The sequence below is a fragment of the Streptomyces sp. YS415 genome, assembly GCF_023544665.1.
Classification (GTDB): domain Bacteria; phylum Actinomycetota; class Actinomycetes; order Streptomycetales; family Streptomycetaceae; genus Streptomyces.
The window spans coordinates 69,175-91,716 of the sequence record NZ_JAMJFL010000028.1 but is presented as its reverse complement, the minus strand read 5'-3'; the positions used below and the strand labels follow the sequence as shown (position 1 = coordinate 91,716).

Annotated in this window: 22 protein-coding genes; 15 read left to right on the top strand and 7 right to left on the bottom strand. The window is 72.4% G+C overall.

Annotated features, from left to right (window positions below; translation table 11 throughout):
- The first annotated feature begins 156 nt into the window (after positions 1-156).
- Both M8H82_RS28735 and M8H82_RS28730 read left to right on the top strand, forming a co-directional pair.
- Positions 157-1,929, top strand: coding sequence for a biotin carboxylase N-terminal domain-containing protein (locus M8H82_RS28735; RefSeq protein ID WP_250077976.1), 1,773 nt, complete (start codon positions 157-159; stop codon positions 1,927-1,929).
- A 234-nt stretch (positions 1,930-2,163) separates the two neighbouring features.
- On the top strand, positions 2,164-2,715 hold the full coding sequence (locus M8H82_RS28730) for a TetR/AcrR family transcriptional regulator (protein WP_250077998.1): 552 nt from the start codon (positions 2,164-2,166) through the stop codon (positions 2,713-2,715).
- Positions 2,716-2,727: 12 nt separating this feature from the next.
- Here M8H82_RS28730 and M8H82_RS28725 read toward each other — a convergent pair whose 3' ends face one another.
- Complete coding sequence (locus M8H82_RS28725; protein WP_284049467.1) at positions 2,728-3,639, bottom strand: DeoR/GlpR family DNA-binding transcription regulator; 912 nt, start codon at positions 3,637-3,639, stop codon at positions 2,728-2,730.
- Between the two features lie 190 nt (positions 3,640-3,829).
- Complete coding sequence (locus M8H82_RS28720) at positions 3,830-5,278, bottom strand: NAD(P)H-quinone dehydrogenase (RefSeq protein WP_250077974.1); 1,449 nt, start codon at positions 5,276-5,278, stop codon at positions 3,830-3,832.
- Positions 5,279-5,375: 97 nt separating this feature from the next.
- Here M8H82_RS28720 and M8H82_RS28715 point away from each other — a divergent pair, with 97 nt between their 5' ends.
- From M8H82_RS28715 to M8H82_RS28700, 4 genes are all read left to right on the top strand, one after another.
- Entirely contained in the window at positions 5,376-5,813 is a 438-nt protein-coding gene (locus tag M8H82_RS28715; RefSeq protein WP_250077973.1) for a gamma-glutamylcyclotransferase, read from the top strand.
- A 108-nt stretch (positions 5,814-5,921) separates the two neighbouring features.
- A complete protein-coding gene (locus tag M8H82_RS28710; protein ID WP_250077972.1) occupies positions 5,922-6,746 on the top strand; it encodes a purine-nucleoside phosphorylase in 825 nt (274 codons plus the stop codon).
- Between the two features lie 122 nt (positions 6,747-6,868).
- Positions 6,869-8,500 carry a phospho-sugar mutase gene (locus tag M8H82_RS28705; protein ID WP_250077971.1) on the top strand — a complete coding sequence of 544 codons (1,632 nt, stop codon included), beginning with the start codon at positions 6,869-6,871 and terminating at the stop codon, positions 8,498-8,500.
- Positions 8,501-8,657: 157 nt separating this feature from the next.
- A complete protein-coding gene (locus tag M8H82_RS28700) occupies positions 8,658-9,827 on the top strand; it encodes a hypothetical protein (RefSeq protein ID WP_250077970.1) in 1,170 nt (389 codons plus the stop codon).
- A gap of 281 nt (positions 9,828-10,108) precedes the next feature.
- Here M8H82_RS28700 and M8H82_RS28695 read toward each other — a convergent pair whose 3' ends face one another.
- Both M8H82_RS28695 and M8H82_RS28690 read right to left on the bottom strand, forming a co-directional pair.
- Positions 10,109-11,647, bottom strand: coding sequence for a hypothetical protein (locus tag M8H82_RS28695; protein ID WP_250077969.1), 1,539 nt, complete (start codon positions 11,645-11,647; stop codon positions 10,109-10,111).
- Between the two features lie 217 nt (positions 11,648-11,864).
- Positions 11,865-12,548, bottom strand: a complete 684-nt coding sequence (locus M8H82_RS28690) for a PH domain-containing protein (RefSeq protein ID WP_250077968.1) — start codon at positions 12,546-12,548, stop codon at positions 11,865-11,867.
- A gap of 112 nt (positions 12,549-12,660) precedes the next feature.
- Between M8H82_RS28690 and deoC the strand changes: the two genes are divergently transcribed.
- The 3 genes from deoC to M8H82_RS28675 are packed head-to-tail and all read left to right on the top strand — an operon-like array spanning position 12,661 to position 15,945.
- The gene (gene deoC, locus M8H82_RS28685; RefSeq protein WP_250077997.1) at positions 12,661-13,620 is read left to right on the top strand and encodes a deoxyribose-phosphate aldolase; all 960 of its coding nucleotides are present in this window, start codon (positions 12,661-12,663) and stop codon (positions 13,618-13,620) included.
- A gap of 5 nt (positions 13,621-13,625) precedes the next feature.
- Entirely contained in the window at positions 13,626-15,062 is a 1,437-nt protein-coding gene (locus M8H82_RS28680; protein WP_250077967.1) for an aldehyde dehydrogenase family protein, read from the top strand.
- Positions 15,055-15,945, top strand: coding sequence for an aldehyde dehydrogenase family protein (locus M8H82_RS28675; protein ID WP_250077966.1), 891 nt, complete (start codon positions 15,055-15,057; stop codon positions 15,943-15,945). The genes M8H82_RS28680 and M8H82_RS28675 overlap by 8 nt, the downstream gene beginning before the upstream one ends.
- A 68-nt stretch (positions 15,946-16,013) precedes the next feature.
- On the opposite strand, the gene M8H82_RS28670 is transcribed toward M8H82_RS28675, so the two are convergent.
- Positions 16,014-16,421 carry a hypothetical protein gene (locus tag M8H82_RS28670; RefSeq protein WP_250077965.1) on the bottom strand — a complete coding sequence of 136 codons (408 nt, stop codon included), beginning with the start codon at positions 16,419-16,421 and terminating at the stop codon, positions 16,014-16,016.
- 59 nt (positions 16,422-16,480) lie between these two features.
- On the opposite strand from M8H82_RS28670, the gene M8H82_RS28665 reads away from it, so the two are divergent.
- Entirely contained in the window at positions 16,481-17,185 is a 705-nt protein-coding gene (locus M8H82_RS28665; RefSeq protein ID WP_374211707.1) for a uridine kinase, read from the top strand.
- A gap of 104 nt (positions 17,186-17,289) precedes the next feature.
- Here M8H82_RS28665 and M8H82_RS28660 read toward each other — a convergent pair whose 3' ends face one another.
- On the bottom strand, positions 17,290-18,033 hold the full coding sequence (locus M8H82_RS28660) for a SigE family RNA polymerase sigma factor (protein ID WP_250077963.1): 744 nt from the start codon (positions 18,031-18,033) through the stop codon (positions 17,290-17,292).
- Between the two features lie 218 nt (positions 18,034-18,251).
- Here M8H82_RS28660 and afsQ1 point away from each other — a divergent pair, with 218 nt between their 5' ends.
- From afsQ1 to M8H82_RS28635, 5 genes are all read left to right on the top strand, one after another.
- The gene (gene afsQ1, locus M8H82_RS28655; RefSeq protein ID WP_037886857.1) at positions 18,252-18,929 is read left to right on the top strand and encodes a two-component system response regulator AfsQ1; all 678 of its coding nucleotides are present in this window, start codon (positions 18,252-18,254) and stop codon (positions 18,927-18,929) included.
- Positions 18,926-20,494: a HAMP domain-containing sensor histidine kinase gene (locus M8H82_RS28650; RefSeq protein WP_250077962.1), complete on the top strand. Its 1,569-nt coding sequence runs from the start codon at positions 18,926-18,928 to the stop codon at positions 20,492-20,494. The genes afsQ1 and M8H82_RS28650 overlap by 4 nt, the downstream gene beginning before the upstream one ends.
- Positions 20,494-21,096, top strand: coding sequence for a hypothetical protein (locus M8H82_RS28645; RefSeq protein WP_250077961.1), 603 nt, complete (start codon positions 20,494-20,496; stop codon positions 21,094-21,096). The genes M8H82_RS28650 and M8H82_RS28645 overlap by 1 nt, the downstream gene beginning before the upstream one ends.
- 119 nt (positions 21,097-21,215) lie before the next feature.
- The gene (locus M8H82_RS28640) at positions 21,216-21,770 is read left to right on the top strand and encodes a VanZ family protein (RefSeq protein WP_250077960.1); all 555 of its coding nucleotides are present in this window, start codon (positions 21,216-21,218) and stop codon (positions 21,768-21,770) included.
- Positions 21,771-21,865: 95 nt separating this feature from the next.
- Positions 21,866-22,066 (top strand): PspC domain-containing protein, encoded by a 201-nt coding sequence (locus M8H82_RS28635; protein WP_250077959.1) that lies wholly within the window; start codon positions 21,866-21,868, stop codon positions 22,064-22,066.
- 76 nt (positions 22,067-22,142) lie between these two features.
- Here M8H82_RS28635 and M8H82_RS28630 read toward each other — a convergent pair whose 3' ends face one another.
- Positions 22,143-22,505: an ATP-binding protein gene (locus M8H82_RS28630; RefSeq protein ID WP_250077958.1), complete on the bottom strand. Its 363-nt coding sequence runs from the start codon at positions 22,503-22,505 to the stop codon at positions 22,143-22,145.
- Positions 22,506-22,542: the final 37 nt, after the last annotated feature.

The following is a 22,542-nucleotide window of genomic DNA, read 5'->3' as shown; positions in this document are numbered from 1 at the left end:
CGAGGAGTCCCGCGTACGGCGGTGCCACAAGGGATTTCGCGGGTCGAGCGAGCCTCGAATCACGCTCCGTGTGGGCAAGCTCACCATTGGGGACGGGTCGAAGTGCCGTGTCGGCAGTCCCTAAACTCGGCTTGTTTCAAGGAGGGAGCCTCAATCGTGCGCAAGGTGCTCATCGCCAACCGTGGCGAAATCGCTGTCCGCGTGGCCCGGGCATGCCGGGACGCCGGTATCGCGAGCGTGGCCGTATACGCCGACCCGGACCGGGACGCTCTGCATGTCCGCGCCGCGGATGAGGCGTTCGCGCTGGGCGGTGACACTCCGGCCACCAGTTACCTGGACATCGACAAGGTCCTGAAGGCGGCGCGCGAGTCGGGAGCGGACGCCATCCATCCCGGCTACGGCTTCCTCTCCGAGAACGCCGAGTTCGCGCAGGCGGTTCTCGACGCGGACCTGATCTGGATCGGCCCGCCGCCGCAGGCCATCCGGGATCTCGGGGACAAGGTCGCCGCCCGTCACATCGCCCAGCGCGCCGGCGCGCCGCTGGTCGCCGGTACGCCCGACCCGGTCTCCGGCGCGGAGGAGGTCGTCGCCTTCGCCGAGCAGCACGGTCTGCCGATCGCGATCAAGGCCGCCTTCGGTGGCGGTGGCCGTGGTCTGAAGGTCGCCCGGACCCTCGAAGAGGTGCCGGAGCTGTACGACTCGGCGGTCCGTGAGGCCGTCGCCGCGTTCGGGCGGGGCGAGTGCTTCGTCGAGCGCTACCTGGACAAGCCGCGGCACGTGGAGACCCAGTGCCTGGCCGACCGCCACGGCAATGTCGTCGTCGTGTCGACCCGTGACTGCTCGCTGCAGCGCCGGCACCAGAAGCTGGTCGAGGAGGCCCCGGCGCCGTTCCTGTCCGAGGCGCAGATGGCCGAGCTGTACTCCTCCTCCAAGGCGATCTTGAAGGAGGCCGGTTACGTCGGCGCCGGCACGGTGGAGTTCCTGGTCGGCATGGACGGCACGATCTCCTTCCTGGAGGTCAACACCCGTCTGCAGGTCGAGCACCCGGTCACCGAGGAGGTCGCCGGCATCGACCTGGTGCGCGAGATGTTCCGGATCGCCGACGGCGAGGAGCTCGGCTACGGCGACCCGGTGCTGCGCGGGCACTCCTTCGAGTTCCGCATCAACGGCGAGGACCCGGGCCGCAACTTCCTGCCCGCGCCCGGCACCGTCACCACCTTCGAGCCGCCGTCCGGACCCGGTGTCCGCCTCGACGCGGGCGTGGAGTCCGGCTCGGTCATCGGCCCCGCCTGGGACTCGCTGCTGGCCAAGCTGATCGTCACCGGCCGCACCCGCAAGGAGGCCCTTCAGCGGGCCGCGCGCGCCCTGGAGGAGTTCCAGGTCGAGGGCATGGCCACGGCCATTCCGTTCCACCGCGCGGTCGTCAGGGACCCGGCGTTCGCCCCCGAGCTCACCGGCAGCCAGGACCCGTTCACGGTCCACACCCGCTGGATCGAGACCGAGTTCGTCAACGAGATCAAGCCCTTCGCCGCTCCCGCGGATGCGGAGGCGGACGAGGAGACGGGCCGGGAGACGGTCGTCGTCGAGGTGGGCGGCAAGCGCCTGGAGGTCTCCCTGCCGTCCTCGCTCGGCATGTCGCTGGCCCGTACCGGCCTCGCGGCGGGCGCCAAGCCCAAGCGGCGCGCGGCGAAGAAGTCGGGTCCCGTCGCCTCCGGCGACACCCTCGCCTCCCCGATGCAGGGCACGATCGTCAAGATCGCGGTCGAGGAGGGCCAGGAGGTCAAGGAAGGCGACCTGGTCGTCGTCCTGGAGGCCATGAAGATGGAACAGCCGCTCAACGCCCACAAGTCCGGCACCATCAAGGGCCTGTCCGCCGAGGTCGGCGCGTCCCTCACCTCCGGCGCCGCGATCTGCGAGATCAAGGACTGAGCCGTACGCACACCCCGAGGCGCCCGGCGGACTGCACCGAACAGTCCGCCGGGCGTCCGGCTTTTCCCGGGCGGCGGCATGCCCGGTCCGACCGGGCCGCCCACGGATGGGTGATGGCATCCTGAGACAGGAGCCGGGCGCTGATGAGAGCAGGTGGGGGCCATGGTGGGCGCGACCTCGCGCGGGACCGCGGAGAGTGGTGGTGCGGCGGCACCGGGGAGCGCGGCGCGGGTCATGCGCGCCGATGCCCGGCGCAACTACGAGCGCCTGCTCACCGAGGCCCGCACCGCCTTCGCCGAGCACGGCACGGACGCGTCCCTGGAGGACGTGGCCCGCCGGGCGGGCGTGGGCATCGGCACCCTCTACCGCCACTTCCCCAACCGCCACGCTCTGCTGAGCGCGGTCTTCGAGGACGCGGTGAGCGATCTGCTGGCCCGGGCCCGCGAACTGCGCCGGGCCCCGGAGCCGTGCACGGCCCTGGTGACCTGGTTGCGGGAGATGGTCCAGCACGCGAGCGAGTACCGGGGGCTGTCGCGGGCGCTGATGTCGGTCTCCCGCGACGACACGTCGGCCCTGTCCCGCTGCAGCGACCCGATCAGGGAGGCGGGGGGCGAGCTGCTGGGCCGGGCCCAGGAGGCGGGCACGGTCCGTACGGACGTGGCGATCGGTGATCTGCTCCAGCTCACCCATGCCATCGCGCTGGCGGCGGAGGCGAGCCCGGGAGATGCGGAACTGGCGGACAGGTTGCTGATGCTGACACTGCGAGGCCTGAAAGCGGGCCTCTAGGAGCGCGGGGACCTACCGCCGCCGGAGATCGGCGACCCGCGCCCGCTCGGACCCGGGAACGGGCTCGCCGAGCACGGCCGAGCGAAGTCCGGCAGGAGCACTCCGCCGGGGCCCCGGCACGGAACGTGCCCTCCGCGCCGGGACTTCGTCACCCCCCGGGCTCCCGCTCGCCCCGGCCACGGCGATCTGCACCCCCTGATCGGCAAGGGCCTGCAGCTCGGTCTGGGCGCGGTCGTCATGGGCCGGCGGCTCGTCGGTCACCAGCCGCGTGATCACATCCGTGGGCACGGTCTGGAACATGGTGTCCGTCCCGAGCTTGGTGTGATCGGCGAGCACGACGACCTCGGCCGCCGCCTGCACCAGCGCCCGGTCGACGGACGCCGAGAGCATGTTGGAGGTGGAGAGCCCGCGCTCGGCCGTGAGGCCGCTCCCGGACAGGAAGGCCCGGGAGACCCGCAGCCCCTGGAGGGACTGCTCGGCGCCGGAGCCGACCAGGGCGTAGTTGGAACCGCGCAGGGTGCCGCCGGTCATCACGACCTCCACCCGGTTCGCGTGGGCCAGCGCCTGGGCCACCAGCAGGGAGTTGGTGACGACGGTCAGCCCGGGCACCCGGGCCAGCCGGCGGGCCAGCTCCTGCGTGGTCGTACCGGCCCCGACGACGATGGCCTCGCCCTCTTCGACGAGGTTCGCGGCGAGATCGGCGATGGCCGTCTTCTCGGCGGTCGCGAGATGTGATTTCTGCGGAAAGCCGGACTCCCGCGTGAACCCGCCCGGCAATACCGCACCGCCATGCCGGCGGTCGAGGAGTCCTTCTGCCTCCAGCGCGCGCACGTCCCGCCGTACGGTCACTTCGGAGGTCTGGACGACGCGGGCGAGCTCACGGAGCGACACGGCCCCGTTCGCTCGCACCATTTCGAGGATCAATTGGCGACGTTCTGCAGCGAACACGAAACTGACAGTAACCCCAACGACCGTCTGCTTTCAGCAGTTTGCGCCGAATAGCAGAAGTTGTTCGTACAGAAGGGCGGGAAGTGGTATAGGGGCTACGCCCCGCGCCTATGCCGCACGCATGCTCGACAACTCCCCGTGACCAGCGGGGAGTCGGTTCAGGCCGTCAGACCTCGCCGCCGCTCTTGCGGGTGTGCAGCTGCCGGGCCACCTCGGCGATCGACCCCGAAAGAGAGGGGTACACGGTGAACGCGTTCGCGATCTGTTCGACCGTCAGATTGTTGTCGACGGCGATCGAGATGGGGTGGATCAGTTCCGAGGCGCGCGGGGCGACGACCACACCGCCGACCACGATGCCGGTGCCCGGACGGCAGAAGATCTTGACGAAGCCGTCCCGGATGCCCTGCATCTTGGCGCGCGGGTTGCGCAGGAGCGGCAGCTTGACGACCCGGGCGTCGATCTTCCCGGCGTCCACGTCGGACTGGCTGTAGCCGACGGTGGCGATCTCGGGGTCGGTGAAGACGTTGGAGGAGACCGTCTTCAGGTTCAGCGGGGTGACCGCGTCGCCGAGGAAGTGGTACATGGCGATGCGTCCCTGCATGGCGGCGACGGACGCGAGGGCGAAGACGCCGGTGACGTCGCCCGCGGCGTACACGCCCGGGGCGGTCGTGCGGGACACCTTGTCGGTCCAGATGTGCCCGGAGTCGCGCAGCCGGACACCGGCCTCCTCCAGGCCGAGCCCGGCGCTGTTCGGGATGGCGCCGACGGCCATGAGGCAGTGCGAGCCGGTGATCACGCGGCCGTCGGCGAGGGTGACCTCGACCCGGTCGCCGACCCGCTTGGCGGCGGAGGCGCGGGAGCGGGCCATCACGTTCATGCCGCGGCGGCGGAAGACGTCCTCCAGGACGGCGGCGGCGTCCGGGTCCTCGCCGGGCAGGACGCGGTCGCGCGAGGACACGAGCGTGACCTTCGACCCGAGGGCCTGGTAGGCGCCGGCGAACTCGGCACCGGTCACGCCCGAGCCGACCACGATGAGCTCTTCCGGCAGCTCGTCGAGGTCGTAGACCTGGGTCCAGTTGAGGATGCGCTCGCCGTCGGGCTGGGCGTCGGGCAGTTCGCGCGGGTGACCGCCGGTGGCGATGAGCACGGCGTCGGCGGGGAGCGTCTCCTCGGTGCCGTCGGCGGCGGTGACGATCACCTTGCGGGAGCCGTCGAGGCTCTGCATGCCGTCGAGCCGTCCCCGGCCGCGCAGGACGCGGGCGCCCGCCCGGGTCACGGAGGCGGTGATGTCGTGCGACTGGGCGAGCGCCAGCCGCTTCACCCGCCGGTTGACCTTGCCGAGGTCCACGCCGACGACCCGCGCGGGGGTGTCGATGTGCGGGGTGTCGTCGGCCACGATGATGCCGAGCTCCTCGTACGAGGAGTCGAAGGTGGTCATCACCTCGGCCGTGGCGATCAGAGTCTTGGACGGTACGCAGTCGGTGAGCACCGACGCCCCGCCCAGACCGTCGCAGTCGACGACGGTCACCTCCGCGCCGAGCTGAGCGGCGACCAGCGCCGCTTCGTATCCGCCGGGTCCGCCACCGATGATCACGATCCGAGTCACGTACTCCATTGTCCCGCACGCACCCCGGTGCTACGGCCCAGGGGGCCGCCCGAGATCCCACTGTTACGGGAGGGACTGCCGTGGCGCCCTGCCGTACCCTTCCCCCATGTCGCTCTACGCCGCGTACGCCGGCAACCTCGACGCGCGGCTGATGACCCGCCGCGCCCCCCATTCGCCGCTGCGCGCCACCGGCTGGCTGAACGGGTGGCGGCTGACCTTCGGGGGCGAGCAGATGGGCTGGGAGGGCGCGCTGGCGACGATCGTCGAGGACCCGCTGTCCCAGGTCTTCGTCGCGCTGTACGACATCGCCCCGATGGACGAGGAGTCCCTGGACCGCTGGGAGGGCGTGGGCCTGGGCGTGTACCGCCGGATGCGGGTGCGGCCGCTCACCCTGGACGGCGAGGAGTCCGCCTGGGCGTACGTCCTGAACGGCTACGAGGGCGGCCTGCCCTCGGCCCGCTACCTCGGCGAGGTGGCCGACGCGGCGGAGTCGGCGGGTGCGCCGCACGACTACGTGATGGAGCTGCGCAAGCGGCCTTGCTGAGGCGCCCCGCCCGCGGAGCCGTTTCGTCGGAAACAACAAGACAACGATCGCCATCCCGTGGGCTCTGTCATCTACGCGCGTAGGCCCTGACCGGCTACCCTCGTCGGCGTGAACGCATCTCTTCTTCCGGACGACATCCAGGGCGACCCCTACTCCGCCGCCGACGCCGCCGCCGCTCGCCTGCGCGAACTGACCGGGGCCGAGACCCACGACGTCGCCCTCGTGATGGGCTCCGGCTGGGCGCCGGCCGTGGGCGCCCTCGGCGACCCCGACGCCGAGTTCCCGGTCACCGAGCTGCCCGGGTTCCCGGCTCCGGCGGTCGCGGGCCACGGCGGCAAGGTCCGCTCGTACACGATCGGCGAGAAGCGGGCGCTGGTCTTCCTCGGCCGTACGCACTACTACGAGGGCCGTGGGGTGGCCGCGGTGGCGCACGGCGTCCGTACGGCGGTCGCGGCCGGCTGCAAGACCATCGTGCTGACGAACGGGTGCGGTGGTCTGCGCGAGGGCATGCGCCCCGGGCAGCCGGTCCTGATCAGCGACCACATCAACCTCACGGCGACCTCGCCGATCGTGGGCGCGAACTTCGTCGACCTGACGGACCTGTACTCGCCGCGGCTGCGGGCGCTGTGCAAGGAGATCGACCCCACGCTGGAGGAGGGCGTCTACGCCCAGTTCCCCGGCCCGCACTACGAGACGCCGGCGGAGATCCGCATGGCGCGGGTCATCGGGGCGGACCTGGTGGGCATGTCGACGGTCCTGGAGGCCATCGCGGCGCGTGAGGCGGGCGCGGAGGTGCTGGGCATCTCCCTGGTCACGAACCTCGCCGCGGGGATGACGGGCGAGCCCCTGAACCACGAGGAAGTCCTCCAGGCCGGCCGCGACAGCGCCACCCAGATGGGCGCCCTGCTGGCCCGGGTACTGGGCCGCCTGTAGACCGAGGAAGACGACCCCCGCTCCCCGGACGCCGGAGGCTGTTCCAGCCCGTCCGGCGTTCGGGGACGAGGCCCTTGCCGGGCCGACAGGGCCGAACGAACAACACGAGAGGTTGACCCGACGTGCACGACGATCTCATCGCAAGGGCCCAGGCATGGCTGGCCGAGGACCCCGACGCGGACACCCGTGACGAACTCGCCGAGCTGATCGACGCCAAGGACACCGCGGAGCTCGCCGCACGCTTCGGCGGCACCCTCCAGTTCGGCACCGCGGGCCTGCGCGGCGAACTCGGCGCCGGCCCCATGCGCATGAACCGCACGGTCGTCATCCGCGCCGCCGCCGGCCTCGCCGCGTACCTGAAGAAGCACGGCCAGGACGGCGGCCTCGTCGTGATCGGCTACGACGCCCGCCACAAGTCGGAGGACTTCGCCCGCGACACCGCCGCCGTGATGACCGGCGCCGGCCTGCGGGCCGCCGTACTCCCCCGCCCGCTGCCCACCCCGGTCCTGGCGTACGCCATAAGGCACCTCGGCGCGGTCGCCGGCGTGGAGGTCACCGCCAGCCACAACCCGCCCCGGGACAACGGCTACAAGGTCTACCTCGGCGACGGCTCCCAGATCGTGCCGCCCGCCGACGCCGAGATCGCCGCCGAGATCGACGCCATCGGTTCCCTCACCACCGTCCCGCGCCCCACCACCGGCTGGGAGACCCTCGACGAGGGCGTCCTGGACGCCTACCTCGCCCGCACGGACGCCGTCCTCGCCCAGGACTCCCCCCGGACCGCCCGCACGGTCTACACGGCCATGCACGGCGTCGGCAAGGACGTGCTGCTCGCCGCGTTCGCGAGGGCCGGCTTCCCCGAGCCCGCGCTGGTCGCCGAGCAGGCCGAGCCCGACCCGGACTTCCCCACCGTCGCCTTCCCCAACCCGGAAGAGCCCGGCGCGATGGACCTCGCCTTCGCGAAGGCCCGCGAGACCGACCCGGACCTCGTCGTCGCCAACGACCCCGACGCCGACCGCTGCGCCGTGGCCGTCAAGGACGGGGACGCGTGGCGGATGCTGCGCGGCGACGAGGTGGGGGCCCTGCTCGCGGCCCACCTGGTCGGCCGCGGAGCACAGGGCACGTTCGCCGAGTCGATCGTCTCCTCCTCCCTCCTCGGCCGGATCGCCGAGAAGGCGAACCTCCCGTACGAGGAGACCCTCACCGGCTTCAAGTGGATCGCCCGCGTGGAGGGTCTGCGCTACGGCTACGAGGAGGCCCTCGGCTACTGCGTCGACCCCGACGGTGTCCGCGACAAGGACGGCATCACCGCGGCGCTGCTGATCACCGAGCTGGCCTCGGAGCTGAAGGAGCGGGGCCGTACCCTGCTCGACCTCCTCGACGACCTCGCCGTCGAGCACGGGCTGCACGCCACCGACCAGCTCTCGGTCCGCGTCGAGGACCTGTCCGTCATCGCGGACGCCATGCGCCGGCTGCGCGAGCGGCCGCCGACGGAGCTGGCGGGCCTCGCCGTCACCCGTGCCGAGGACCTCACCCGGGGCACGGACCGGCTGCCGCCGACCGACGGGCTGCGCTACACCCTCGACGGCGCCCGGGTGATCGTCCGCCCCAGCGGTACCGAGCCCAAGCTCAAGTGCTACCTGGAGGTCGTCGTGCCGGTCGCCGGCCACTCCGCCCTCCCGGCGGCCCGCGCCCGGGCCACCGAGCTGCTGGCGGCGATCAAGCGGGACCTGTCGGCGGCGGCCGGCATCTGATCCGCGTCACCCGAGACCGACGACGGGGCGCCTTCGCGCGAGGGCGCCCCATCGGGTGATTTCGGCGCGGCGGCTGACGCGGGCTCCCCTCGGCGGCACACCCTCCGGGCAACCGTGGACCGGCACCCGCCCACGCGTCAGCCCAGGAGCCGCCGCCGTGTCCACCACCGCCTTCCGGCCGACATCCCGGGCGACCCCAGCCCCCGCCCCGCGCGCGCACCGCCCCGGCCCCCTCCGCCGCGCGGCCCCGGCGCTCCTCGCCTACGTCGCCGTACGCGCGACGGGCCTGCTGGTGCTGACCGTCTGGGCGCACCGCAGGGGTCACGGGGTCTGGCCGATCCTGGCGACGCGGTGGGACGCCGACTGGTACCTGGGCATCGCCGACCACGGTTACGCGACCGGTCTCGGCACCGCGTACAACGCCAACAACATGGCGTTCTTCCCGCTCCACCCGCTGCTGATCAGGGCCGTGTCGGCCGTCGCGCCGGGCAGCCCCGCGAGCACCGGGCTCTGCATCGCCGTGGTCGCCTCGCTGGTGGCCGCGTGGGGGATCTTCGCCGTCGGCGACCTGCTGCACGACCGACGCGTCGGCGTCCTCCTGACCGTCCTGTGGGCCGCGTACCCGGTCGGGCTGGTGCAGTGGATGGGCTACACCGAGTCCTTGTTCACGGCCTGCGCCGCCTGGTCCCTGTACGCCGTGCTGACCGGCCGCTGGCTGTGGGCGGCTGCCTGCGCGGTCCTCGCGGGCCTGACCCGCCCGACCGGCATCGCGGTGGCGGCCGCCGTCACGGTCACCGCGCTGCTCGCCCTGCGCCGGCGTCCCTTTCCGCCCAGTGCCCTCGCCGCCGCGGTCCTGGCCCCGCTCGGCTGGTGCGGTTACGTCGGCTGGGTCGGCCTGCGCACGGGCCGCTGGGACGGCTATTTCGCCGTACAGCGGCTGTGGCGCAACGAACTGGACGGCGGCGCCGGGACGCTGCGCTGGATGCGCGACCTCCTGCTGCGGGACCCCAAGCCCCACCTGTTCCTGGTACTGGTGACGGGCGTCCTGCTGGCGTCGGCGGTGCTCTTCGCCCTGTCCGTGGCGGACCGCCAGCCGCTGCCGCTGCTGGTGTTCACCGGCGTGCTCCTCGCGATCGTCCTGACCAGCGACGGCGTCTACTTCCCCCGGGCCCGCTTCCTCCTCCCGGCCTTCCCCCTCCTCCTCCCCCTGGCCCTCCACCTGACCCGCGCCTCCCCCCGCTACCGCGCCCTGACCCTGACCACGGCGGCAGCGGCCTCGGCCTACTTCGGCGCGTACATGCCCCTGGTCTGGTCGAGCGCGCCGTAACGGGCTCCGCGGGACAACGGCCCGGCCGCACCCATCCGCATCACCGCAGGCCGGTGGATCCGGCAGCCCATTGCACTGCGCCGCGACCTGACGGCACGGACCGACCGACGACACGCGCCACAACCGCCACCCGACCGATCGCGGGCCACAGCGCCACGGGCCACACCGCAAGCACCGGTCACTCCGCCGCAGGCGCAGGCCGCAAGCCTGGCCAGGGGCACTGGCGGCCCGGGAGCACCGGCCGGTCAGCGCGGTGGGCAGTCGCGGACGGCCCGGGCTTCCTACAACCCCACCCGGACCGTCACCAGGGCCGCCACCCAGGCCGCCGCCAGGACCAGTGCCCAAGGCCAGAGCACCCGCCCGCGCTTGTCGGCCTCGCCCGTGGGGCGCAGGGCGGGGTCGGCGTGCAGGGCGTTGAGTTCGGCGGCCAGCCGGTCGTAGGGGTGGGTCAGGCCGCGTCGTCGTTCCAGCCACGTCCAGCGGGGGGCGGCGATGGTCCAGGACTGTCCGCCGCGCCACCGAAGCTTCAGTTCCATGGACCGATGGCGGGCGGAGCGGAAGTCGTCCCAGGGGATGTGGGTGACCTTGAACAGGCCGTTGATCCACAGCCCGGCCCGGTCGGCGGTGATCCGCCAGCCCACTCGCACCGGCAGCCGGGCGGCGCCGTAGAGCCCCACCAGCAGGACTACCAGCTGCTGCCAGAGCGGGACCCCGGCATCCGTGAACACGGCCCAGCTCAGCCAGACCCCCCACTGCGCCAGCAGCACGGCCGCCAGCCAGTCCAGCCGCCCCGCACGCCACCGCAGCACCGGCTGTGCGACGAGGGCGACCTCGGCCGGCTCCTCCGCGGTGTCCGGGACGGTCCGCACCGGCCGCACGGCCCCGACCGACCGCTCCACGACGGGCGGGTGGTCCGGGTCCTCGTCGGCGCTGACGATCACGATCTCGGCACCGTCGTAGGGCACCCCGTAGAGCAGGGCCTCGCGCAGCGGGCCCGGCGTGTCGTCGGCCAGCCGGTCGAGAAGGTCGTCGTCGGCCTCGTCCTCCGTGTCGTCCGCGTCGTCGGCCTCGGCCTCGTCCTCCGGCTCCTCCTCGCCGGAGTCCAAGGGCAGCACGGAGACGGCGAACAGCGGGCGCCGCGCGGCAACGTCGTCCGCGGCGAACACCTCGGTCAGGGCCGCCGGATCGTCCCGCATCAGCACCCGCAGCACAGGCGCCGGTCCGGACCCCAGCCGGGAGGCGCGGACGCGCCCGAGCCCGGCCGAGACGAGGAGCGTGAGGCCCACCCCGACCAGCAGGAAGCCCGCGGCGGCGACCATCCCGCCGAACGCGACCGCCACCCCGCCACCGGCGATCACCACCGGCCCGAAGACCCCGAGCAGCACGCCCCGCCGCAACGGCGCCCCGGCCCCCGGCACAGGAGCCGCAACCCCCTCCGCGGCGGCCAGCGCGCACGCCCGCTGCCGCTTCCGGGCCCGCAGCCGCACCTCGGCGAGCGCGAGGCAGATCCCGGCGAGCACCACGGCCCCGAGCAGCCCGGCCCACCCCGCCCGCTCCAGGGCGGCCGCCACCACGAGCCCCGGCGCGGCGACCCGCACCACCTCGGGCCGCACCAGCACCCAGAGCAGCTGGAGCGGCAGCAGGGCCGCGAGATACGGCTCCACGCCGGCGGCGGCCAGGGCGAGCGTGACCCCGCCGGCCACCACCGTCACCAGTTCGTCGAACCGCCCGTACGCCCGCACGGGCACCCACCGGGGCGGCAGCTCCGCGACCCAGCGCCGCCCCTGCTCACCGGTCCACGGCAGAACGCCCGGGGGCACGACGGACTCGGGCAGAGGCAGGGGCGACGGGGGCCGAACATGTGTAGTCATCACTGACCAGACACGCGAACGGCCGGGTTGGTTGCGGGGACGCGGAAAGCGGAAACGGCACCGCAGAGGAACGGACGGCTCCGGAGAAGAGCAGGTCCGCCCCAGAGCCCCGGAGAAGAGCACGTCCGCCCCGGAGAAGAAACAGGACCGCCCCGGCGACCCCCGCTCAGCCCACCAGCAGCACGACCACCAGCAGCACGAGCCCCGCCGCGAAGGGCCCGAGCACCTCGTAGGCCCATCGCACGGTGACCTCTCCCTGCGCGGACTCCGCCTTCTCCCGGGTGGCGAGCAGCTCCCGCAGTTCGTCCATCACCTTGTCGGTCTCGGCGCGCACGGGCCCGTCGACCTCGGCGCCGCCCCCGAAGCCCCCGAACCCGAGCCCGAGGCCGCCCCGCCTGGGACGCTGGCCGTTGCGCTCGGCCTCCGCCCGCGCGGTCCGCCGGGCGGCCTTCTTCCGGTCCCGCAGGGAGACCGGGATCGCCCACAGCTGGTACTTCGTCCCGGACTCGTCCACGACCTCGTTGGAGTAACCGGACCGCAGGGAGACGACCTGCCCCCAGGGCAGCACGACCACCCGGAACGGGTTCCGGATCCGCAGCCGGTCCTCGTTGGCGAAGACCGCCGGCCGCAGCGTGAACGCGGTCACCACGGGCACGATCAGCAGCAGCGACGCCAGCGCCAGCCAGGGCGTCCGCCCCGACCCCTGCACCAGCGCGTCGATCCCCAGCCAGAGCGCGATGGCGAGCAGCAGGGCGCCGCCCGTCATGCCCATGGGCGAGCGGTAGACCCGGTCCCGCGCGGGCGGAACCGGCGGCTGCGGCACTGATGAGGGGCGATCCGGGGTCGTCATGCCCCCGATTCTGCCCGACGTGCCGCCGGCGCTCATGCGCGGTGCCCGCTCCGAAGATGAGCGCCCGGGGCTGTACAGCCGCTACGCGCGTAGATATGCTCGTCTGGTGACCATGCCCACCAATGCACCCACCGCAGCCACCCTCGCGGACGTCACCGCCTCCGACAGCACGCTGCGCCGCTTCCTCCACGGGCTGCCCGGCGTCGACGCGGTCGGCCTGGAGGGACGCGCCGCCTCCCTCGGCACCCGTTCCATCAAGACGACCGCCAAGGCGTACGCCATCGACCTCGCGATCTCGATGGTCGACCTGACGACGCTGGAAGGCGCGGACACCCCGGGCAAGGTCCGGGCGCTCGGCGCCAAGGCGGTCCGTCCCGATCCCACCGACCGGACGACCCCGCCCACGGCCGCGGTCTGCGTCTATCCGGACATGGTGGCCGTGGCCAAGGAGGCCGTCGCCGGTTCCGTCGTGAAGGTCGCCTCCGTCGCCACCGCCTTCCCGGCCGGCCGCGCCGCCCTCGCGGTGAAGCTGGCGGACGTGCGGGACGCGATCGCCGCGGGCGCCGACGAGATCGACATGGTCATCGACCGCGGGGCCTTCCTCGCGGGGAAGTACCTGAAGGTCTACGACGAGATCGTCGCCGTAAGGGAGGCCTGCGGGACCGCTGCCCGGCTGAAGGTCATCTTCGAGACCGGCGAGCTGTCGACGTACGACAACATCCGGCGCGCGAGCTGGCTCGGCATGCTGGCCGGGGCCGACTTCATCAAGACCTCGACCGGCAAGGTGGCGGTGAACGCGACGCCCGCGAACACCCTCCTGATGCTGGAGGCGGTGCGGGACTTCCGCGCCCAGACGGGGGTGCAGGTCGGTGTGAAGCCGGCCGGCGGCATCCGTACCACCAAGGACGCGATCAAGTTCCTGGTCCTCGTGAACGAGACGGCCGGCGCGGACTGGCTGGACAACCACTGGTTCCGCTTCGGCGCCTCCTCCCTCCTCAACGACCTGCTGATGCAGCGTCAGAAGCTGGCCACCGGCCGCTACTCCGGCCCCGACTACGTGACGGTGGACTGATCAACATGGCTTCCGTATTCGAATACGCACCGGCCCCCGAGTCCCGCTCGGTCGTCGACATCGCGCCGTCCTACGGCCTGTTCATCGACGGTGAGTTCGTGGAGGCGGCCGACGGCAAGGTCTTCAAGACCGTCTCGCCGAGCACCGAGGAGGTGCTCTCCGAGATCGCCCAGGCCGGCGAGGCGGACGTCGACCGCGCGGTCAAGGCCGCCCGCAAGGCGTTCGAGAAGTGGTCGGCGCTGCCCGGCTCCGAGCGGGCCAAGTACCTGTTCCGGATCGCCCGGATCATCCAGGAGCGCAGCCGCGAGCTGGCCGTCCTGGAGACCCTGGACAACGGCAAGCCGATCCGCGAGACGCGCGACGCCGACCTGCCCCTGGTCGCCGCGCACTTCTTCTACTACGCGGGCTGGGCCGACAAGCTGGAGCACGCCGGTTACGGCGCCGCCCCGCGCCCGCTCGGCGTGGCGGGCCAGGTCATCCCCTGGAACTTCCCGCTGCTGATGCTGGCGTGGAAGATCGCCCCGGCGCTCGCGACCGGCAACACGGTCGTCCTCAAGCCCGCCGAGACCACCCCGCTGTCGGCCCTCTTCTTCGCGGACATCTGCCGCCAGGCGGGCCTGCCCAAGGGCGTCGTCAACATCCTTCCGGGCTACGGCGACACGGGCGCGGCCCTGGTGGCCCACCCGGACGTGAACAAGGTGGCCTTCACCGGCTCCACCGCGGTCGGCAAGGAGATCGCGCGGACGGTCGCGGGCACCCGCAAGAAGCTGACCCTCGAACTGGGCGGCAAGGGCGCCAACATCGTCTTCGACGACGCCCCGATCGACCAGGCCGTCGAGGGCATCGTCAACGGCATCTTCTTCAACCAGGGCCAGGTCTGCTGCGCGGGCTCCCGGCTGCTGGTCCAGGAGTCGGTGCAGGACGAGCTCCTGGACTCCCTGAAGCGCCGGCTGTCCACGCTGCGCCTCGGCGACCCGCTGGACAAGAACACCGACATCGGCGCGATCAACTCCGAGGAGCAGCTCACCCGGATCACCTCGCTCGTCGAGCGGGGCGAGGCGGAGGGCGGCGAGCGCTGGTCGCCCGCCTGCGAACTCCCCGAGAGCGGCTACTGGTTCGCCCCGACGCTCTTCACGAACGTCACCCAGGCGCACACCATCGCCCGCGACGAGATCTTCGGCCCGGTGCTGTCCGTCCTGACCTTCCGCACCCCGGACGAGGCCGTCGCCAAGGCCAACAACAGCCAGTACGGCCTGTCGGCGGGCATCTGGACGGAGAAGGGATCGCGGATCCTGGCCGTCGCGGGCAAGCTGCGCGCGGGCGTCGTCTGGTCCAACACGTTCAACAAGTTCGACCCGGCCTCGCCGTTCGGCGGGTACAAGGAGTCGGGCTTCGGCCGCGAGGGCGGCCGCCACGGCCTGGAGGCGTACCTCGATGTCTGACGCGACCCGACTCTCCGTCCTCAAGACCTACAAGCTGTACGTCGGGGGCAAGTTCCCCCGCTCCGAAAGCGGCCGGGTGTACGAAGTGACCGACTCCCAGGGCAACTGGCTGGCCAACGCGCCCCTTTCGTCCCGCAAGGACGCCCGTGACGCGGTGGTCGCCGCGCGCAAGGCGTTCGGCGGCTGGTCCGGGGCGACGGCGTACAACCGCGGCCAGGTCCTCTACCGCGTCGCGGAGATGCTGGAGGGCCGCCGCGGGCAGTTCGTGCGGGAAGTGGCCGCCGCCGAGGGCCTGTCGAAGTCGAAGGCCGCCGCCCAGGTGGACGCGGCGATCGACCGCTGGGTCTGGTACGCGGGCTGGACCGACAAGATCGCCCAGGTGGTGGGCGGCGCGAACCCGGTCGCGGGCCCGTACTTCAACCTGTCCTCGCCCGAGCCGACCGGCGTGGTCGCCGTCCTGGCCCCCCAGGAGTCGTCCTTCCTCGGCCTGGTCTCGGTGATCGCCCCGGTGATCGCGACCGGCAACACGGCGATCGTGATCGCGAGCGAGAAGTCCCCGCTTCCGGCCCTCTCCCTCGGCGAGGTCCTGGCCACCTCCGACCTGCCCGGGGGTGTCGTCAACGTCCTGTCGGGCCGTACGGCGGAGATCGCCGCCCCGCTGGCCGCGCACCAGGACGTCAACGCCATCGACCTCGCGGGCGCCGACGAGGCGCTGGCGAAGGAGCTGGAGATCGCGGCGGCGGACAATCTCAAGCGCGTCCTGCGTCCACAGCCTGTGGATTACTCGGCGACTCCGGGCACCGAACGCATGACGGCGTTCCTGGAGACGAAGACGGTCTGGCACCCCACGGGTTCGCTGGGCGCGTCCGGCTCGGCGTACTAGAGCCGCCCCGAACCGGAGAGCCGCGCCTCCCCTCCGTCCGGGGGAAGCGCGGCTCTCTGCCGTCCGGGTCAGCCGCCCAGCAGGGTGGTCGCCTGGCCGAGCACCGGGATGCTGCCGATGGACCGGGCCTGCGCCACCGGGGCGGTGAGCATCTGGGAGGTCAGCGGCTGGAAGTCGCCGAGCTGGGTCCCGACGCCGTTGTCGAGCGGGTCCACGCCCGTGCCGGCCAGCGGGTTGGGCTGCAGGCCCGCGACCGGCCCGGTGACATAGCCGACCATGCCGGTGACGGCCTGGGCACCGGCCTGGGGGTCGATCTTGCCCAGGGAGGTGGGGCGGGTGCGGACCACGTCGTCGAGGACCGGCTCGGCGTCCGCGGCGGCCGTCGGCGCGGCGACGCCGAGGGCCGCGCCCGCGGTCGCGAGAGCGATCAGGGCCCGCCGGGCGGTGGGGTGGGGGGAGGACGCTTGTCCGGCCATGGGATCTGCCACCTTCTGACGCACTGGGTAATCAGGTCGACACGAAGGGTAGTTGAGGTGTGACGCGCGCTTCAAAGCCGACCCGCGGAGTCGATGAACGGCAGGTGAATGCGTCATATTGGTGTTCCGTGAGCTCCCTTCCGCCCGTACCGGCCCGAGTCGTGCTGCTCTGCGGCCCCTCCGGCTCCGGCAAATCCCTTCTCGCGGCCCGCTCCGGACTTCCGGTGCTGCGCCTCGACGACTTCTACAAGGAGGCCGGCGACCCGACGCTGCCGCAGGTCCTCGGGAGCTCGGACATCGACTGGGACCACCCCGGGTCGTGGGACGCCGACAAGGCCGTGGCCGCGATCGAGGACCTGTGCCGCACCGGTCGTACGACGGTCCCGCTCTACGACCTCTCGCTCAGCGCCCGCACCGGCGAGGAGCCCGTCGACATCGGGCGGACCCCGCTGTTCATCGCCGAGGGCATCTTCGCGGCGGAGATCGTCACCCGCTGCCGGGAACTGGGCGTCCTGGCCGACGCGCTGTGCCTGAGCCGCGGCCCGGTCACCACGTTCCGCCGCCGTTTCCTCCGGGACCTGCGGGAGGGCCGTAAGTCCGTGCCCTTCCTGCTGCGCCGCGGCTGGCGGCTGATGCGGACCGAGCGGTCGATCGTGGCCCGCCAGACCGCGCTCGGCGCGTACGCCTGCGACCGGGACGAGGCACTGGGCCGGCTGGCCGACGCGGCCGCGGGACGCGACCTGGCGGCGAGCACCGCCGCCTGAGAAGCCCGGGCGCACGAAGAAGCGGGACTGGACGGACCCCCCGGCCGACCAGTCCCGCTCTCCTTGGTGCTCCCCCGTGCTCCCCCCGGAGCCCCCCCGTACCTTCAGGCGACCAGCTCGCCGAAGGCGTCCTCCTCGTCACGGCCGAAGCTGAGGACCTCGTCCTCGCGCAGCCGGCGGAGCGACCGCCAGATGCTGGACTTCACCGTGCCGACACTGATGCCGAGGATGTCCGCGATCTCCGGGTCGGTGCGGCCCTCGTAGTACCGGAGGACCAGCATCGTCCGCTGGAGTTCGGGCAGCCGGGCCAGCGCCTGCCACAGGACCGCGCGCAGCTCGGTGCCACGCATCGCGTCCGTGTCGCCGGGCGTCTCCGGCAGCTCCTCGGTCGGGTACTCGTTCAGCTTGCGGCGGCGCCACGCGCTGATGTGCAGATTGGTCATCGTCCGCCGCAGGTAACCCCCGACGGCGGCCTTGTCACTGATCCGGTCCCACGCCCGGTACGTCGAGAACAACGCGCTCTGCAGCAGGTCCTCGGCCTCGAAGCGGTCACCGGTGAGGTGGTAGGCGGTGGCGTACAGGGAGGCGCGGCGCTCCTGGACGTAGGCGGTGAACTCCGCCTCCGACAGCGAACGACGCTCCCCCGAGCCCTCCCTGTACGCGCTTCCCCCGTGTGCTTCCCCCGTGAAACCGTCAACCACCGTCATGTACGCGGTGTGCTGACGCCCGGTGCCGCGAGCGCACCCCCGCCCGCTCACGGCACCGGACTTCTCCGGACCCCGGCCCCCGTGCACGTCGTGCAGACGCGTGACAACTGCGCTGGTGCTTGAGCTGTGCAGCGTGTTCATCTCGCGCCCCCCGTCGTGGACTTCCGGTGTTCGGCTTGCTTCCTTGCTTGTGTCGAAAAGCTTGCCCGGGCCACTTCATCGCCGTGTCCGCCGACTGTCACAGAGCTGTCACAGGGCCCGTCGTGCGTCACGCACCGCCCGGTCACGCAGAGCAGCGGTCGGGACCGTACCTGTACAGGTGTCGAAACCCCACCCCGCCATGGGCCAGAATGAGCCCCGTGCCTTCCCTGTTGCTGATCGAGGACGACGACGCCATCCGCACGGCCCTGGAGCTGTCACTGACGCGCCAGGGTCACCGGGTTGCCACGGCTGCCACCGGTGAGGACGGCCTGAAGCTGCTGCGTGAGCAGCGGCCGGACCTGATCGTGCTGGACGTGATGCTGCCCGGCATCGACGGTTTCGAGGTGTGCCGTCGTATCCGGCGCACCGACCAGCTGCCGATCATCCTGCTCACCGCGCGCAGCGACGACATCGACGTGGTGGTGGGCCTGGAGTCCGGTGCCGACGACTATGTCGTCAAGCCCGTGCAGGGGCGGGTGCTGGACGCCCGGATCCGGGCCGTGCTGCGGCGCGGGGAGCGGGAGTCCAATGACGCGGCGACCTTCGGCAGCCTGGTCATCGACCGGGCGGCGATGACGGTGACGAAGAACGGCGAGGACCTCCAGCTGACGCCGACGGAGCTGCGGCTGCTGCTGGAGCTGAGCCGGCGGCCCGGACAGGCGCTGTCCCGGCAGCAGTTGCTGCGGCTGGTGTGGGAGCACGACTACCTCGGTGACTCGCGTCTGGTGGACGCCTGTGTGCAGCGGCTGCGCGCCAAGGTCGAGGACGTTCCGTCGTCCCCGACGCTGATCCGTACGGTCCGCGGGGTCGGCTACCGGCTGGACGCGCCTCAGTGACATCGGCGCACGGGGGATTCCGCGGCTGGTTCGCGGAGCGCAAGGGGGTCTGGTCGCGGCTGCGGTTCACCAGCCTGCGGCTGCGGCTGGTGGTCGTGTTCGGCCTGGTGGCACTGACCGCCGCCGTGTCCGCGTCCGGTATCGCGTACTGGCTCAACAGGGAGGCCGTGCTCACCCGTACCCAGGACGCGGTGCTGCGGGACTTCCAGCAGGAGATGCAGAACCGGGCGGGTGTGCTGCCCGAGCGGCCGACGCAGGACGAACTCCAGCGCACCGCAGGCCAGATGGCCAACAGCAGCCAGCGGTTCAGTGTGCTGCTCGTCGCCGGGAACGCCGCCGGCCGGACCGTCTCCGGCAGCTCCGGCGGGCTGAGCGGCTTCACGCTGAAGGACGTGCCCGAGTCGCTGCGCGAGGCGGTGAACGAGGAGCAGGCGGTCAACTCCACCAACAAGTACGCCTACCACCTGTACTGGCAGCGGATCATGGAGGACGACACCCCATATCTGGTGGCCGGTACGAAGGTGATCGGTGGCGGGCCGACCGGGTACATGCTCAAGTCCCTGGAGCCGGAGGCGAAGGACCTCAACTCCCTCGCCTGGTCGCTGGGGATCGCCACGGGCCTGGCCCTGATCGGCTCAGCGCTGCTCGCGCAGGCCGCCGCCACGACCGTGCTGAAGCCCGTGCACCGGCTGGGCGTCGCCGCCCGGCGGCTCGGCGAGGGCAAGCTGGACACCCGGCTGCAGGTGTCCGGCACCGATGAACTGGCCGATCTGTCCCGGACGTTCAACCACGCGGCGGAAGCGCTGGAGAAACGGGTCGACGACATGGCCGCGCGGGACGAGGCGTCCCGCCGGTTCGTCGCGGACATGAGCCATGAACTGCGTACGCCGCTCACCGCGATCACCGCCGTCACCGAGATCCTGGAGGAGGAGCTGGAGGCGGAGACCGGGTCCATGGACCCGATGATCGAACCCGCCGTACGGCTCGTCGTCAGCGAGACCCGGCGCCTGAACGACCTGGTGGAGAACCTGATGGAGGTCACCCGCTTCGACGCGGGCACCGCCCGTCTGGTGCTGGACGACGTCGACGTCGTCGACCAGATCACCGCCTGCGTCGACGCCCGCGCCTGGCTGGACGCGGTCGACCTGGAGGCCGAGCGCGGCATCCACGCCCGGCTGGACCCGCGCCGCCTGGACGTCATCCTGGCCAACCTCATCGGCAACGCCCTCAAGCACGGCGGCTCACCGGTGCGGGTGTCGGTGCGCGAGGAGGACGCGGAGGTCGTCATCGCGGTCCGGGACCACGGGCCGGGCATCCCCGAGGACGTCCTCCCGCACGTCTTCGACCGGTTCTACAAGGCGAGCGCCTCCCGCCCCCGCTCCGAGGGCAGCGGCCTGGGCCTGTCCATCGCCCTGGAGAACGCCCACATCCACGGCGGCAGGATCACCGCCGCCAACTGCCCCGAGGGCGGCGCGGTGTTCACGCTGCGGCTGCCCCGGGACGCCTCGGCGCTGACCGAGGAGGCCGCGGAGAACAAGGGCCCGGACGAGAAGGGTGAGGCGTGATGACCGTACGCCGTCTGCTGGCGCTCCCGCTGTTCGCCGGGCTGCTCGCCGGGTGCGGGATCCGGGCCACCGAGGTCCCCACCGACTTCGGCCCCGCGCCCTCCCGGGTGCACTGCTCCCTGGCCGATCCGGACGTGGCGACCCAGGCCTCGCGGGGGCTGCCCGCCCAGGTGTTCCTGCTGTGCCGCTCGTCGCTGGTGGCCGTGGACCGCACGGTACGGGTCCCGGAGGGCGCGGCGGACTCGCAACGGCGGGTGCTGGTGGCGCAGGGCCTGCTGGACGAACTGACCGCGACTCCGTCGGCGGCGGAGCTGGAGGCCGGCTACACCAGCGAGGTCCGCGGCACCCCGACGGTGACCGGCCCCCGCGCCGACGACCCCGACGACACCCTCCGGCTGAGCACCCCGCCCGACGCCCTGGCCCCGGTGGCCCTCGCCCAGATCGTCTGCACGTTCTCCGACTCGGAGGCGGCGGAGGGCGACGGCTCGGTGATCCTGGGCGGCCCGGACGGGGATCCGCTACGACGGTACGAGTGCACGGACGACGTGCGGACACGGCCGAACACCGAGCCCCCGCCGTCGTCGGAAGTCACCGGGGACTGAGGCGCTCGGGGCCGGGCGGCGCCGAGAAGGGGCGCGCGGAACTGCGCGACAAGCCCCACGGGCCGCAGTCGAACAACGGCCCCGGAACCAACCGCACCGAAGACCGCGTCTAGCCCAGCGTGCAGCGTCAAGGCTCCGACAGCGGCGGCATCGCGATCCGTATCCGGGTGACAGGGGGCGTCCTCCTGGTCGCCCACCTCACGTTCGTCGCCTGGCTCACGCTGCGTCCCCTGGACGTTCCCTGGGTACTGCCACCCAATCTGCGCCCGTTCGCCGGGATAGAGGCCGATCTGGCGCTGGGCTGGCAGGCGGGCCTGCGCCGCATCACCGAGGCCGTGGCGCTGCTCGCCCCGCTGGGCGTGCTGCTGCCCGCGGTGCACGGCAGGATCGCCGCCTCGCCCCTCGCGTCACTGCTCCGTACGGTCGCCGCGGGCATCCTGATCTCGATGGGCATCGAGCTGCTGCAGACCGGGGTGCCGGGCCAGGTCGTCGACGTCGACTCGGTGCTGCTGAACACGGTCGGTGTGGCCCTCGTGCACGCGGCCGTCGTACCGGCGGCACGCCTGCGGCTGCGCCGCCGGACCGGACGCTCCCATCCGATGGCGTCGGCCCTGATGGACGAGGCTCCTCAGGGTAGGACCCCGACGATTCCCAGGGTCGGGATCGCACCGTAGAGCGACGCTTTGCCCCCTTCGTCTCCGTAGCGTTGCAGACAGACGAGGCAGCCACGAACCGCCGCCTCCGACCGACGCTCACGAAGGAGCCGCAGATGTCCCGCCTCGCCCGACCCACCAACGGCCGCATGATCGGCGGAGTGTGCGCCGCGCTGGCGCGACGCTTCGGCATGTCGGCGACCACGATGCGCGTGCTGTTCCTGCTGTCCTGCCTGCTGCCGGGCCCGCAGTTCCTGCTCTACATAGGGCTCTGGATCTTCCTGCCCTCGGAGGAGAAGGCGCGCACCGCCTGGTGACCGGCCGTGACCCGTACGCCGATGGGGCGCACCCCGTGTCCGAGGGGTGCGCCCCGTCGGCGCGTCGGGAAGGGGCTCAGCCGAGGGGCAGGCCGTTGACCCCGGTGCCGGCTCCGCCGCCGGGCAGGACCTTGCCGACCGGGAGGCCGCCGAGGAGACCGGCGACCGGCTTGGTCGGGCCTTCGGCGAGCAGCTGCTGGACGACCGGCTGGGCGGCGGCCGCGGTCGTGCCGGCCGCGGTCTGCCCCTGGGCCAGGGCCTCACCGCCACCCGGCAGCGCCTTGGAGACGTTCTCCGCGGGCAGCGTCCGGGTCACCGTGTCCAGCGCGGAACCGGTGTCCGGCAGGGCCGGGGCGGCGTTCGCGGCACCCGCGCCGGCGGCGGCGAAGGCGGCACCGAGGGCGGCGACACCGAGGGTCTTGGCAGCAGACTGCTTCATTGAATGCGTCCTCGAAAATGGGATGACGGGGATGTGA

Excerpts from the sequence above, each read along its gene's own strand:
- M8H82_RS28730 (WP_250077998.1), top strand. The coding sequence starts at position 2,164 with ATGCGCGCCGATGCCCGGCGCAACTACGAGCGCCTGCTCACCGAGGCC.
- M8H82_RS28720 (WP_250077974.1), bottom strand. The coding sequence starts at position 5,278 with ATGGAGTACGTGACTCGGATCGTGATCATCGGTGGCGGACCCGGCGGA.
- M8H82_RS28715 (WP_250077973.1), top strand. The coding sequence starts at position 5,376 with ATGTCGCTCTACGCCGCGTACGCCGGCAACCTCGACGCGCGGCTGATG.
- M8H82_RS28690 (WP_250077968.1), bottom strand. The coding sequence starts at position 12,548 with ATGACGACCCCGGATCGCCCCTCATCAGTGCCGCAGCCGCCGGTTCCG.
- deoC (WP_250077997.1), top strand. The coding sequence starts at position 12,661 with ATGCCCACCAATGCACCCACCGCAGCCACCCTCGCGGACGTCACCGCC.
- M8H82_RS28680 (WP_250077967.1), top strand. The coding sequence starts at position 13,626 with ATGGCTTCCGTATTCGAATACGCACCGGCCCCCGAGTCCCGCTCGGTC.
- M8H82_RS28675 (WP_250077966.1), top strand. The coding sequence starts at position 15,055 with ATGTCTGACGCGACCCGACTCTCCGTCCTCAAGACCTACAAGCTGTAC.
- M8H82_RS28670 (WP_250077965.1), bottom strand. The coding sequence starts at position 16,421 with ATGGCCGGACAAGCGTCCTCCCCCCACCCCACCGCCCGGCGGGCCCTG.
- M8H82_RS28660 (WP_250077963.1), bottom strand. The coding sequence starts at position 18,033 with ATGAACACGCTGCACAGCTCAAGCACCAGCGCAGTTGTCACGCGTCTG.
- M8H82_RS28645 (WP_250077961.1), top strand. The coding sequence starts at position 20,494 with ATGACCGTACGCCGTCTGCTGGCGCTCCCGCTGTTCGCCGGGCTGCTC.
- M8H82_RS28635 (WP_250077959.1), top strand. The coding sequence starts at position 21,866 with ATGTCCCGCCTCGCCCGACCCACCAACGGCCGCATGATCGGCGGAGTG.
- M8H82_RS28630 (WP_250077958.1), bottom strand. The coding sequence starts at position 22,505 with ATGAAGCAGTCTGCTGCCAAGACCCTCGGTGTCGCCGCCCTCGGTGCC.